Origin of the sequence: Symbiobacterium sp. (assembly GCF_040797425.1) — a bacterium.
Lineage (GTDB): Bacteria > Bacillota > Sulfobacillia > Symbiobacteriales > Symbiobacteriaceae > Symbiobacterium.
This window is the reverse complement of sequence record NZ_JBFNEH010000071.1, coordinates 1-12,725: the sequence shown is the minus strand read 5'-3', so window position 1 is coordinate 12,725 and position 12,725 is coordinate 1. Positions and strand designations below refer to the sequence as shown.

Below are 12,725 nucleotides of genomic sequence, written 5' to 3'. Positions count from 1 at the left end.
CGCCGCAGTGGGGGGGGGGGGTGGGGGGGGGGGGGGGGCCCCCCCCCCCCCCTCACTTATAAAACGAGCGCTCATTCACTTATAACACGACCCGTCAACCGCGCGCAAGCGCGCAGAAGCACCGGTTGCCACGGCAACCGGTGCCTCGCGCGGATCCCGTTACTGGCCGGATTTCTGCGCTGCCCGCTGCATGGATTCAGCATTCCGCTGGGCGCCATGCTGGGCACCGCTGACCCCGGTGATGTTGTTCCCGGACAGCTTCACGCCGGCGGTCGAGCCGTTGGTGCCAGACGTCGAGCCGAAGGAACCGAACTCGAACTTATACTGGCCCGCCTTGCTGGCCGCACGCTGCATGGCGCCAGCGTTCTGCTGAGCGCCGTGCTGGGCGCCGCTCACACCCTTGATGTTGTTGCCCGACAGCTGCACATCCTTAGCCATTTTGAAACTCCCCCTAGTGCGTTGTTAGGAGTCTCAACCGGGACCGATCCTATTGTGAGCGGCTCCGCCCGCCCCTACGCGGACGGTTTGCTGGCAGCGCAGGGGGATTGCGCCATTCGGCTGCGCCGCCCTGCGGGCAAGACTAAGGTCAGCGACTGCGCGGGAGGGGTGCGAATCGTGCCGGATCTGTCAGAGACCACGTCGTATCGCATCGTGGTGTTGGGCGCGGGGTACGCCGGGCTCACCTGTTTCCTGGAACTGCAGGATCACCTGCCCCGCGGTCACGACCTCGTGCTGGTGAGTCGCGACCGCTACCACTGGTTCACCACCGAACTGCACATGTACGCCGCCGGCGAGGATGCCGATGCGGTGCGCATTCCGCTCAAGCGCCTGGTGGCGTCGCCCGGCCGCTTCATCCAGGACTACGTGACCGCCATCCACCCGGCCGACCAGCAGGTGGAGCTGAAGGTTCACGGCCGGCTGGGGTATGACCTGCTCGTCTTTGCGCTGGGCAGCGAGCCGGAGTACTTCGGCATTCCCGGCGTGGGCGAGCACGCCCTGACGGTGGGCACCCCGCAGGCGGCCCGGGAAGTGCGGGAGCGGGTGGCCGACCTGGCGGCCCGCGGCGACCGCACGGCGAGCGCCATTCCGCCCGGCGGGGTTCACCCGGCGCACGTGATGGTGGTGGGCGGCGGCCTCACCGGCGTCGAGCTGGTGGCGGAGCTGGCCGACGAGTACCCCGGGCGCCTGCGGCTCACGCTGCTCGAGGCGATGCCGGAGATCATGGCCGGCTTCCCCGACGAACTCGTCGGGCTGTCGCGGCAGGTGCTGGAGCAGAAGGGGATCCGCATCATCACCGGCAACCCGATCATCGCCGTGGACGAGGCCACCGTACACCTGGAGAAGGGTGACCAGATCGCCTACGACCTCCTGATCTGGGCCGGCGGGGTGCGGGGGCACTCCGTGCTGACCCCCTCCGGCCTGGCCCTGGGGACGCGCGGGCGCGGCAAGGTCGACGCCTACCTCCGGTCGGTCAGCGACGACCGCGTCTACATCATCGGGGACTCGGCCGCCTTTACCGACCCGGCCACGGGGCGGGAGATTCCGCCCACCGGGCAGGCCGCGGTCCAGATGGGACGCGCCGCCGCGGCCAACATCCTGCGCCGCGTCAGGGGACAGGAGGAGCAGCCGTTCCGGTTCCGCATGCGCGGCCAGTTCGCCTCGCTGGGCCGCTACCAGGGAGTGGGCATGATGGGAGACGAAAGCCTGGCCGGGCTTCCCGCGATGTTCATCAAGCACCTCGTGGAGGGCTACCACGCCTGGGAGATGGGGAGCGGCGTGATGCCGCTGCTCCAGAAGCTGGTGGCGGCCCCGGTGAAGTACCTGCGTGGCCGCCAGCTGACGGCGCGCACCCGTACCGCCGTCCGGCTCAGAGAGCAGCGGCCTTGAGGAGCATGGTCGCGTAGGCGCCCCGTGGCAGCATGAAGCGGAGGAGCAGCCGCAGGTGGCCGGGGTAGCGGTCGTCTGGCAACGGGCCTTCGGTGTGCAGCGCCCGGGGCGTTACCCACGCCTCCCGGGGCGACCCTTTCATCATGTAACCCGGCAGCAGCTCCGACTGCAGCTGCGCCGGCCGCAGGCGCCGCTCCCGCAGCACCTCCTCCAGCACCAGCCCCGCCTCGGGCGCCGGGAACCGCATCCCCTTCCCGGGCAGCGGGATCACCATCTCCCGCAGGGAGGGCGAGGGGGGCCCGAAGCGGTAGACGTTGGCGGTGCCGGCCACCAGGGCGGTTTCCGCCTGCCCGGCCGCGCTCCGGGCGACCAGCCGCGCCAGCACCTCGTTCCAGAGGAAGGACTGGTAGGCCGAGAGCCACATCTCGACCTCCTCGCGCCGGGCGGTGGCCAGCGCCTCCCGGAAGCGGTCGGGGTGCCGGGAGAGCAGGTCGAAGCAGCGCTGCTCGAAGGCGGTCCTGGCCAAGGCGCGGCACGCCGGCCAGTCGCCCCACGCCTCCCTGAGCTGCCGCTTGCGCGCCTTTGCCGCCTTTTTCTCGCCGGGGTAGACGTGTGTCAGGGCGATGGCCAGGGCCGCCTCCCACCGGCCCTGCAGCATGTGTTCCACGATGAAGCCCCGTTCGGGGTCGTAGCTGCCGAAGCGCTGGTCGTCGAAGTAGTTGGGGAACCCCTCGGCCGCCACCCGCGCGGCCCCCGTAACGAGGCGCTCGGCCGCCTCGGGGTTCAGCTCCCGCACGGTCACCTCGAAGTGGTTGGCGAGAATCCGGGCCGGCCCCATGGGCTCGGTGGCGTAGCCGACGGCCTTCAAGCGATACGCCGGGGTGGCCAGGGAGTGGTCGGCCGGGTGCTCGATGGTGATGTACTGGAAGGTATGGCCGTGCCGGTCCTTCTTCCCCCCGTAGCGGATGAGGGACTGGGGGATGCCCCGGGCGCGGGCGATCGCGGAGACCACGTCGGCGGTATTCCAGCCCTTCTTCTCGAGCAGGTAGACCCGGTACCGGGCCGGCTTCTGCCGGATGCGCAGGTCGACGGCTTCTCGCACCACGAAGTCTTCGGGGGTCGCTTTCAGGCGCATGGCGGGGTAATCATCCTTTCCTGGGACGGCCGGCTCGGCGGCCGGTGCTGCGCGGCATCCGTTCCAACGATAGCATTGTGCATCGGCCGCCGCCCGTTCAAGGGGAAAACAAAACCCCCGGCCGAGCCGGGGGCGTTCTCACGGTCACTTCTTCGTCTGCTCCGAGCTGTGCCCGGGGAAGGCAGCCGACCCCGGGTGGACGTAGGCCTTGGCGTTGTTCACCGCCGTGGCCACCTCGCCGAAGCCGGTCGCGATCAGGCGGATCTTGCCCGGATACCAGGCGATGTCACCGGCGGCGTAGACGCCCGGGATATTGGTCTCGCCCTTGGAGTTGATCACGATCTGCTTCTTGTTCTCAATCTCCAGGCCCCACTCCAGCATGTTGCCCAGCGAGGCCTTGAAGCCGGTGCCGAGGATGACGTAGTCCACGTCCAGCGTGGTCTCCTCGCCCGTCCGGTTGTCGAAGATGGTGGCCCGCTTCACCCAGTTGCCGTCACCCTCCACCCGGCGCAGCTCGTAGAAGACCTTCACGTGCACCCGGGACTCGGCCAGCTTCTTCAGCGACTCCTCGTGGGCCCGGAAGCCGTCGCGCCGGTGGATCAGCGTGACATCCTGCGCGATCGGCTCGGTCATCAGCGCGTAGTCCACCGCGGAGTCGCCGCCCCCGATCACCAGTACCCGCTTGCCCTCAAACTGGGGCAGGTTGCTGACGCTGTAGAAGACGCCCTTGCCCTCATACTGGCGCGCCGACTCGTTGGGGATGCGGTTGGGTTCGAAGGCCCCGATGCCGGCCGTGATGAGCACGGCCTTGGAGTAGTGCCGCTCTCCGGTGTGGGTGACCAGCTCGAAGGTGCCGTCCTCCAGCCTGTTCAGGTGCTCGACCCGCTGGTTGAACACGTAGGTGGCGCCTGGGTTCGCCCGGTCCGCCTGCTCCTTGCACTGCTCCACCAGCTGCTTCGCGCTGATACGCGGGAAGCCCGCCACGTCGAAGATGTCCTTCTCCGGATACAGGGCGGTGAGCTGTCCCCCCACCTCGGGCAGGGCCTCGATGACCTTCGTCTTCATGCCGCGCATGCCCGCGTAGAACACGCCGAAGAGTCCGACCGGGCCTGCTCCAATCAGGGTGATGTCGTACAACTCCTTCGTATCCGCCATGACCGCTCCCATCCCCCTATCTGCCTATCTAGGGAACCACTTAGATCCTTCCATACCGATATCCTTTGTGTCTACTCCCAAATGAGTATAACATAGGTGTACGAACTATGGGCAGATGCAGAGATTGCATCTGCCCACAATTCGTCCTAGTCAGGCTTTCTCAGGGCCGAACCCAGCCAGTCCGCCAGGCGGCGCAGGAGCGGGTGGTCCGGGCGCATTTCCTCGTCGGGCAGGTTGTGCTTGTCCACGATGAGGTAGACGGCGCCCTCGGGGGTCTCCACCACGATGAGCTGGAACTCGCTGCCGCCGATTTCGTCGAGCACCGGGGCGATCGCCGGGAAGCGGGGGTGGCTGAAGTCGAGGCTCACCTGAAGCAAGACGTAGCGGTAACCCTTGATCTCGGTCAGGTCGGACAGCCGGGTGACGGCGTCGAAGGGCGTTCCCTCGAGGGCGGCGAGGTACTCGACCACCGCCTCGGCGCGCTGGTGGTCGACCACGGCCGCCGTGGCCCCCCACTTGGAGGGGCGCTGGTCAGGGCGGAAGCGCACGTGTTCACACTCCTCTCTGCCTTCCGGTTCGTCCCTGGCCGGGCCGGTTCCTGCAGGGGGTGCCCCGCACCGCGTGGAAACCCTATGCGGTACACCGGCAGTCCAGATCATGGCAGGAAGGAAGGCGACCGACATGGAGCCGAGCGGCATGGAAGCCCTGGCGCGGACGGGCCTGGTGCCCGACGCCCCGTGTGAGCTGGCCGGGCAGGCGGCCCTGGTCACCGGCGCCTCGCGGGGGATCGGCAGGGCCATCGCCCTCGCCCTGGCGGCAGGCGGTGCGCGGGTGATGGTGGGCTACCTGCGGCAGCGGGAGAAGGCGGAGGCCGTGGTGGAGCAGATCTGCCGGGCGGGCGGCGAGGCGGAGGCGATCCAGGTCGACGTGCGGGACGCCGCCGCCTGCGAGGCGGCCGTCGCGGCCACCGTGCGGCGGTTCGGGCAGATTGACGTATTGGTGAACAACGCCGGCACGGCGCTGGAGAAGTTGCTGGTGGACACCTCCCTGGACGAGTGGGATGATCTGGTGGCCGTGCACCTGACGGGCATGTACGCGTGCACCCGCGCCGCGCTGCCCCACATGATGGCCCGCCGCTACGGCCGGGTGATCACGATCTCGTCGATCTGGGGCATCACCGGGGCGGCGGGTGAGGTGGCCTACTCGGCGGTGAAGGCCGGACAGAACGGCTTTACCCGGGCCCTGGCGCAGGAGGTGGGACCGTTCGGCATCACCGTCAACGCCGTGGCCCCCGGGGCGATCGACACCGAGATGAACCAGTTCCTGCAGGGCGACGACCTGGCCGACTGGCTGGCGCGGGTGCCGGTGCGGAGACTGGGCACGCCGGAGGAGGTGGCGAGCCTGGTCCGCTACCTGGCCGGCCCGCAGGCGGGCTTCATCACGGGACAAGTGATCTCGCCCAACGGTGGGGTTGTCGTCTGATGCCGGGCACCGCCCGGCCCTCTGCCACATTCTGTTAATTGAGCGATTGCGCAAACACAAGCCGCAGACCTCCCGTCTCTGTACGGGGAGGTCTGTACGATGATGAAGCGTTTCTACCGAGTGACGACGGCGCTGTCCCTCCTCGCCCTGCTGGAGGTGGCCGCGCCGCCTTTTGCGCAGGCCGCGCCGTTCTGGGACCTGGAGGGGCACTGGGCCCAAGCCGAGATTGCCGCCGGGGCGGCGGAGGGGTACGTGCACGGTCTGCCCGACGGAAGCTTCCGCCCGGACCTGCTGATCAGCCGGGCCGAGTTCTTCACCCTGCTCACGGGCGCGCTGGGGCTGCGGCCCCGGCCGGACCTGGTCGCGGCCTACGCACCCCGCAACTGGTGGGTGGAGCAGGGCTACGCCCAGGCGGCGGTGGCCGGCGGGCTGCTTGTGCCTGCCGAATACCAGGGCTGGATCGACTCCGGCGGCAGCATCCGGCGCCGTGAGATCGTGCTGGCCGCCGTGCGGGCCCTGGGACGCGAGAGCCTGGTCGGGCAGAACCGCATTACGGCGACCGACGCCGACAGCTACCCCGCGTGGCTCCTGGACTGGGCCGCGGAGGCCGCAGCCGGCGGCGTGCTGAAGGGCTACGATGATGGCTCGCTGGGCCTGGAGCGCACCGCCACGCGGGCCGAGGCGCTGGTGATGGTGCAGCGCATCCGGGAGCAGCTGCTGATGAACCTCGCCCCGTCGGCCGTGCCCGCCGCGCCGGAGGCGCGGCGCCACCCCGCACCTGGCGAACCCACCTGGACCACCGTCCGCACCGCGCCCTCGAAGCCCTCCTTCTGGGATGGGTCGCACACCTACGTGCTGCACGATGAGGTGACGGCCTACGCGCTGGTTCCCGCTCCCGGCCGCGCGGCGTGGCTGAACGTGGTCGACACGCAGGGCGCCTGCCGGCTCTACCGTCTCTCCGGTGGCCGGGTGCACGAGGTGGCGGCGGGTGCGACGCCCATCGTCACCCTGGCCCTGCAGGACGACGGGCGGCTCTGGTTCAGCCAGGGAAATCAGCTCGCCCTGGCGGGGGCCGGCGGGACGCAGCGCTTCGCCCTGGCCGAGCAGGTCACCTCCGCCGGCCTGGATGAGAGCGGGGTTCTCTGGGCCGCCGGCCCGTCGCGCCTCTACCGGGTCGACCAGGGCCGCGTGGCCAGCTTCTTCCTGGCGCCGGGCGTCCTCACCCGGGTCCGGCACGTGGCCCCCGCCCCCGACGGCTCGGTGTGGCTGCTCCTGCGGGCGGCGCAGGCCGGCGGGGGGGTCGAGGCGGTGCGCGTCCGCTCCGGCAGCATCGTGCAGCGGGCGACGGTGGTCGCCGGAGAGGGCTTGCAGGCGGCCCTGCTGAGCGACCGGGGTGCCAGCCGGCTCATCTACGTGGCCGCGCCGGAACCGGCCCTGATCCGGTTTGACCTCGAGACGGGTGCGGCGGCGCGGCTCGTGGCGCCGGCGGCGGTGGGGGCGGCGGCCCGGGTGCTGCCCGCGCCGGACGGCGGTGCGCTGCTGCTGGACCGGGCGGGCCAGTTCTGGCGGGTGTCGGAGTGAGTGACGGGGCGGCCGAAGAGGGCCCGGCGGGCCCCAGGTGCCGGTCCAGAAGGCCGACGGCCGGCCTGGGGCGGGAACCGATGAGCGACAGCGCACGGCGGGTGCCAGTCACCTGGGCAGAGAGCACCGGGCAGCCGGTGACATAAGATGTTGACGGACCGATTTTCCCAGTTTCGCGGAGGTGTCGCCCGGCGTGATGATGCCCATGCCCATGGGAAGCCCGATGCGGCTTTCCGCCCAGGTGGCCGGTTCCATGTCCCGCATGCAAGGTCTGCTCCAGGCGGCCCAGCCCGAGATCCAGTCGGCCTACGCCACCCACTGGCTCGCCGCCCGTCAGGCGGCGTCGGCGCCCGGATTTCAGGAGCTGAGCCAGAACATGCTCGCGGGTCTCTACGGCACCACGGCGCTCGGCGGCCTGCTGCGTTACGCCCTCTCCGGCCGCGCCACGCCGGAGGTGGTCGGGGGGATCATCGACCAGGTTCGCCTGATCCAGCAGAGCTACGAGGGCGCACAGCAGGCGCTCCAGCGTTTCCTCGCGAATGAGGAGGTCCGGCAGATGGAGGGTGTGCAGCTGATGAGCCGCACCCTGCCCCAGCTGGACCGCTTCTACCAGCAGATGGAGCAGCCGGCTCAGGCAGTACTCAACGGCGTGGAATGGCAGCCCTCCGGCACCGTCGAGGGGTGGCCCATCGAGCGGGCGGTGATCGGCGGCAGGCCCGAGCAGCCCCCGCAGCGGTGGGAACGGCCCGGCCAGATGGACCGGACCAGCGATGCCGGCGAGCTGCCGCCGGGTGGGGAGGCGGTGCAGGTCGGATGAAAGGAGAAAAGCCCGGGACGATTTCCCGGGCTCTTCTCATGTGGGTTATTGCATGAACATGCGTTTAGCCATTATAATTATGCGACAGCGGGGCCGCTTGATCCCCATGGGGCGGGAGAGTACAATGCCGAAGTGAGCAAAAGGTCTCCCAACCGGGGATTAAGCGGGTGCCGTGACGCCCGCATCTCGAGGAGGGTGCCGTTATATGAAAGGCTTTCTGGTGTTGGAGGACGGGACGCTCTTCGCGGGCGAAGGCTTCGGCGCGCCGGCCGTGCGGGCCGGTGAGGTGGTGTTCAACACGGGCATGACCGGGTACCAGGAGGTCGTGACCGATCCGTCCTATTACGGCCAGATTGTCGTGATGACCTACCCCCTGATCGGCAACTACGGCGTCACTGCCGGAGACGGCGAGTCCCGGCGGCCGTGGATCAGGGGTCTTGTTGTGAAGGAGCTCTGCGACCGGCCGAGCCACTGGCAGGCCGTCGGGAGCCTTTCTGACTATCTGGCGGGCCATCGCGTGCCGGTGCTGGCGGGCCTCGACACCCGGGCGCTCACGCGCCACCTGCGCAGCCACGGCACCATGCGCGGGGTCATCGCCACGCTGAAGGAGGGCGAGGTGGCCGGCCCGGAGCAGGTGGCCGCCTGGCTGGAGATGGCCCGGTCGTTCCGCCTGGACGGCGCCGTGCGCCGGGTCTCCACGGCCTCGGCCTACCGCGTCCCCGGCCACGGCCCGCGGGTGGTCGCCGTGGACTTCGGCGCCAAGGAGAACATCCTGCGCGAGCTGACGGCCCGCGGCTGCGACGTGACGGTGGTGCCCGCCTGGGCCACCGCCGAGGAGATCCTGGCCCTGCGGCCCGACGGGGTGGTGCTCACCAACGGCCCCGGCGCCCCCACCGACGTGCCGGAGGCGGTGGAGATGGTGCGCGGCCTGCTCGCACACGGCCGCCTGCCCCTCTTCGGCATCTGCCTCGGGCACCAGATCGCCGCCCTGGCCCTGGGGGCCAGCATCTACAAGCTTCCCTACGGCCACCGGGGTGCCAACCACCCCGTGAAGGAACTGGACACGGGGCGGATCCACATCACCAGCCAGAATCACGGCTATGCCGTGGCGGCGGAGAGCCTGCCGCCCGAGGTGGCCGTGACCCACGTCTCGCTCCACGACGGCACCGTCGAGGGGCTGGCGCACCGGCGCCTGCCGCTCTTCACCGTGCAGTTCCACCCCGAGGCCTGTCCCGGGCCGCAGGAGAACCGCTACCTGTTTGACCGCTTCCTGGCCCTGATGGCCCGGGCGGCGGTCTCCACCCGCTCTGCGTAAGGAGATGAAGGGGTCCGGCGAGGCCCCATCTCGAGGAGGATTTGGCTATGCCCAGGCGCCAGGACGTACAAAAGGTTCTCGTCATCGGATCGGGGCCGATCGTGATCGGGCAGGCCGCGGAGTTCGACTACGCCGGTACCCAGGCCTGCCAGGCCCTCCGGGAGGAGGGGCTCACGGTCGTGCTCATCAACTCCAACCCGGCCACCATCATGACCGACCGGCACGTGGCCGACCGGGTCTACATCGAGCCCATCACCCCGGAATTCGTCGAGCGGGTGATCGCACGTGAGCGGCCCCAGGGGCTGCTGGCCACCCTCGGCGGCCAGGTGGGCCTCAACATGGCCACCCAGCTGGCGGAGGCGGGGGTCCTCGAGCGGTACGGGGTGAAGCTGCTGGGCACCTCGCTGGCGGCGATCCGCCGGGCGGAGGACCGGGCGGAGTTCCGGGCCCTGATGAAGGAGATCGGCGAGCCCGTGCCTGACTCGGCCATCGTCACCACCCCCGAGGAGGCCCTGGCCTTCGGCGAGGAGGTGGGCTACCCGCTGATCATCCGGCCGGCCTACACGCTGGGCGGCACCGGGGGCGGCATCGCCCACAACCGGGAGGAGATGCGGGAGATCGTCACCCGGGGGCTCAAGCTCTCGCCGGTGACCCAGTGCCTCGTCGAGCGGTCGCTGCTCGGGTGGAAGGAGATCGAGTACGAGGTGATGCGCGACGGGGCCGGCAACGCCATCACCATCTGCACCATGGAGAACATCGACCCGGTGGGGGTGCACACCGGCGACTCGATCGTGGTCGCTCCGTCGCAGACGCTCACGGACCGGGAGCACCAGATGCTCCGCTCGGCCGCCCTGAAGATCATCGGGGCCCTGGGGATCGAGGGGGGCTGCAACATCCAGTTCGCCCTGAACCCCCACGCCCTGGAGTACATGGTGATCGAGGTGAACCCCCGGGTCAGCCGGTCCTCGGCGCTTGCCTCCAAGGCCACGGGCTACCCCATCGCCAAGGTGGCGGCGAAGGTGGCCGTGGGGCTGCGGCTGGACGAGATCCGGAACCCGGTGACGGGCAGCACCTACGCCGCTTTCGAGCCGGCCGTGGACTACTGCGTGATCAAGATCCCCCGGTTCCCCTTCGACAAGTTCACCACCGCAGACCGCACGCTGGGCACACAGATGAAGGCCACCGGCGAGGTGATGGCCATCGACCGCACCTTCCCCGGCGCCCTGCTGAAGGCAGTGCGGTCGCTGGAGACCGGGCGGGACAGCCTCGACCACCCCGCGGTCCGGGCGTTGGACGAGGAAGCCCTGCGGGAGAAGCTGGCCACGCCCAACGACGAGCGGCTCTGGGTGGTGGCGGAGGCCCTCCGGCGGGGGATGACGGTGGCGCAGATCCACGCCCTCTCGGCCATCGACCCGTTTTTCCTCGGGGCGATCGAGGAGATTGTGGCGATGGAGCGGGAGCTGGCCGCGGCGCCGCTCACGCCCGAGCGGATGCGCCGGGCGAAACAGCTCGGCTTCTCCGACGCCGCCATCGGCCGCCTCGCGGGGCTCGACCCCCTCGAGGTGCGGCGGCTGCGCCTGGAGATGGGCGTGCGGCCGGTGTTCAAGATGGTGGACACGTGTGCCGGGGAGTACGCGGCCGCCACGCCCTACTATTACAGCTGTTACGACCAGGAGAACGAGGCGGTCTCCGCGCCGGGGCGCAAGGCGGTGGTGCTGGGCTCGGGGCCGATCCGCATCGGCCAGGGCATCGAGTTCGACTACTCGGCGGTGCACGCTGCCTGGCAACTGAAGGCGGAACGGATCCAGTCCATCATCATCAACAACAATCCCGAGACCGTCTCCACTGACTTTGACACGTCCGACCGGCTCTACTTCGAGCCGCTCACGCTGGAGGATGTGCTCAACGTGGTGGAGCAGGAGGGGGAGATTGAAGGGGTCATCTGCCAGTTCGGCGGGCAGACGGCCATCAACCTGGCGGGGCCGCTCAGCCGGGCCGGCGTGCGGGTGCTGGGCACGGACATCGACCAGATGGACCGGGCCGAGGACAGGCGGCGGTTCGACCAGCTGCTGAGCGACCTGGGTATCCCCCGGCCCCCTGGCGGCACGGCGACCACGGTGGCGGAAGCGGTGGCCGTGGCCGAACGCATCGGCTATCCGGTGCTGGTGCGCCCCTCTTTCGTGCTGGGCGGCCGGGCGATGGAGATCGTGCACGACGAGGCCGAACTCCGGGCTTACATGCAGGACGCCATCGCGGTCTCGTCCGACCGGCCGGTGCTGGTCGACCGCTACTTCCTGGGCAAGGAGGTGGAGGTGGACTGCGTGGCCGACGGCGAGCAGGTGATCATCGCCGGCATCATGGAGCACCTGGAGCGGGCGGGGGTCCACTCCGGCGACTCCATCGCCGTCTACCCCACGGTCACCCTCACCCAGCGGCAGCGGGAGCAAATCGTGGCCCACACGACCCGGCTGGCCCTGGCCCTGCAGGTGAAGGGGCTCGTGAACATCCAGTTCGTAATCCACAACGGCGAGATCTACGTGATCGAGGTGAACCCCCGGTCCAGCCGCACCGTGCCCTTCCTTACCAAGGTGACGGGGCTGGAACTGGCGAAAGTGGCCACCCAGGTAATCGCCGGGCACCGCCTGGGGGAACTCGGGTACGGACCGGCCCGGGCCGGGGCGGCGCTCTCCTGCAGGACGCCGGAGGGCACGGGCTGGCTCTGGCCCGAGCCGAAGGAGCGGGTGGCGGTGAAGGCGCCGGTCTTCTCGTGGCAGAAGCTCACGTCCGTGGACACGGGGCTCTCGCCCGAGATGAAGTCCACCGGGGAGGTGCTCGGTGTCGATTCCGACCTGCCCCGGGCGCTCTACAAGGCGCTCCTGGCCTCGGGGGTGAAGGTTCCGCACCGGGGGACGGTGCTCTTCACGGTGGCGGACCGTGACAAGGCCGAGGCGATGGGGCTCGCCCGGCAGTTCAGCGACCTGGGCTACCGCATCGTCGCTACCACCGGCACCGCCCGCGCCCTAGAGGCCTGTGCGATCCCGGTGGAGCGGGTGGCGAAGGTGTCTGAGGGTTCGACCGTCATCCCCGACATGATCCGGGCGGGGCAGATCGACCTGGTGATCAACACCCTCACCCGCGGGCGGGACGCCCACCGGGACGGCTTCATCATCCGGCGCACGGCGGTGGAGCACGGCGTGCCGACGCTGACCTCGCTGGACACCGCCCTGGCGGTGCTGACCGTGCTCTCCTCGCTCCGGGAAGGGGAGGAGGTCGGCATCTCGGCAGTGCAGGATTGGTTCTAGCTCAAGTTTCGCGTGAATAACCCGGACTTCGTGCAATGGAAACCCATTGAA

Annotated in this window: 10 protein-coding genes; 6 read left to right on the top strand and 4 right to left on the bottom strand. The window is 69.7% G+C overall.

Annotated features, from left to right (window positions below):
- Nucleotides 1-159: 159 nt before the first annotated feature.
- Nucleotides 160-438 carry a hypothetical protein gene (locus AB2385_RS15550; protein ID WP_367655929.1) on the bottom strand — a complete coding sequence of 93 codons (279 nt, stop codon included), beginning with the start codon at nt 436-438 and terminating at the stop codon, nt 160-162.
- A gap of 177 nt (nt 439-615) precedes the next feature.
- Here AB2385_RS15550 and AB2385_RS15545 point away from each other — a divergent pair, with 177 nt between their 5' ends.
- Nucleotides 616-1,887: an NAD(P)/FAD-dependent oxidoreductase gene (locus tag AB2385_RS15545; protein ID WP_367655928.1), complete on the top strand. Its 1,272-nt coding sequence runs from the start codon at nt 616-618 to the stop codon at nt 1,885-1,887.
- Here the strand turns inward: AB2385_RS15545 and truD are convergent.
- The 3 genes from truD to AB2385_RS15530 form a co-directional block, all read right to left on the bottom strand.
- Nucleotides 1,868-3,022: a tRNA pseudouridine(13) synthase TruD gene (truD, locus tag AB2385_RS15540; protein WP_367655927.1), complete on the bottom strand. Its 1,155-nt coding sequence runs from the start codon at nt 3,020-3,022 to the stop codon at nt 1,868-1,870. The two genes, AB2385_RS15545 and truD, sit on opposite strands and share 20 nt — an antisense overlap.
- Nucleotides 3,023-3,166: 144 nt before the next feature.
- Nucleotides 3,167-4,177: an NAD(P)/FAD-dependent oxidoreductase gene (locus AB2385_RS15535; RefSeq protein WP_367655926.1), complete on the bottom strand. Its 1,011-nt coding sequence runs from the start codon at nt 4,175-4,177 to the stop codon at nt 3,167-3,169.
- A gap of 146 nt (nt 4,178-4,323) precedes the next feature.
- Nucleotides 4,324-4,725, bottom strand: a complete 402-nt coding sequence (locus AB2385_RS15530) for a hypothetical protein (RefSeq protein ID WP_367655925.1) — start codon at nt 4,723-4,725, stop codon at nt 4,324-4,326.
- 133 nt (nt 4,726-4,858) lie between these two features.
- Between AB2385_RS15530 and AB2385_RS15525 the strand changes: the two genes are divergently transcribed.
- The 5 genes from AB2385_RS15525 to carB all read left to right on the top strand — a co-directional run bounded on the left by AB2385_RS15525 (nt 4,859) and on the right by carB (nt 12,674).
- A complete protein-coding gene (locus AB2385_RS15525) occupies nt 4,859-5,659 on the top strand; it encodes an SDR family oxidoreductase (protein WP_367655924.1) in 801 nt (266 codons plus the stop codon).
- 99 nt (nt 5,660-5,758) lie between these two features.
- On the top strand, nt 5,759-7,240 hold the full coding sequence (locus AB2385_RS15520; RefSeq protein WP_367655923.1) for an S-layer homology domain-containing protein: 1,482 nt from the start codon (nt 5,759-5,761) through the stop codon (nt 7,238-7,240).
- Between the two features lie 253 nt (nt 7,241-7,493).
- On the top strand, nt 7,494-8,057 hold the full coding sequence (locus AB2385_RS15515) for a hypothetical protein (RefSeq protein WP_367655922.1): 564 nt from the start codon (nt 7,494-7,496) through the stop codon (nt 8,055-8,057).
- A gap of 205 nt (nt 8,058-8,262) precedes the next feature.
- The gene (locus AB2385_RS15510; protein ID WP_367655921.1) at nt 8,263-9,372 is read left to right on the top strand and encodes a carbamoyl phosphate synthase small subunit; all 1,110 of its coding nucleotides are present in this window, start codon (nt 8,263-8,265) and stop codon (nt 9,370-9,372) included.
- A 47-nt stretch (nt 9,373-9,419) separates the two neighbouring features.
- Complete coding sequence (gene carB, locus AB2385_RS15505; RefSeq protein WP_367655920.1) at nt 9,420-12,674, top strand: carbamoyl-phosphate synthase large subunit; 3,255 nt, start codon at nt 9,420-9,422, stop codon at nt 12,672-12,674.
- Nucleotides 12,675-12,725 lie beyond the last annotated feature (51 nt).

Coding starts and splice junctions, on each gene's coding strand:
- AB2385_RS15550 (WP_367655929.1), bottom strand. CDS start 438: ATGGCTAAGGATGTGCAGCTGTCGGGCAACAACATCAAGGGTGTGAGC.
- truD (WP_367655927.1), bottom strand. CDS start 3,022: ATGCGCCTGAAAGCGACCCCCGAAGACTTCGTGGTGCGAGAAGCCGTC.
- AB2385_RS15535 (WP_367655926.1), bottom strand. CDS start 4,177: ATGGCGGATACGAAGGAGTTGTACGACATCACCCTGATTGGAGCAGGC.
- AB2385_RS15525 (WP_367655924.1), top strand. CDS start 4,859: ATGGAGCCGAGCGGCATGGAAGCCCTGGCGCGGACGGGCCTGGTGCCC.
- AB2385_RS15520 (WP_367655923.1), top strand. CDS start 5,759: ATGATGAAGCGTTTCTACCGAGTGACGACGGCGCTGTCCCTCCTCGCC.
- AB2385_RS15515 (WP_367655922.1), top strand. CDS start 7,494: ATGTCCCGCATGCAAGGTCTGCTCCAGGCGGCCCAGCCCGAGATCCAG.
- AB2385_RS15510 (WP_367655921.1), top strand. CDS start 8,263: ATGAAAGGCTTTCTGGTGTTGGAGGACGGGACGCTCTTCGCGGGCGAA.
- carB (WP_367655920.1), top strand. CDS start 9,420: ATGCCCAGGCGCCAGGACGTACAAAAGGTTCTCGTCATCGGATCGGGG.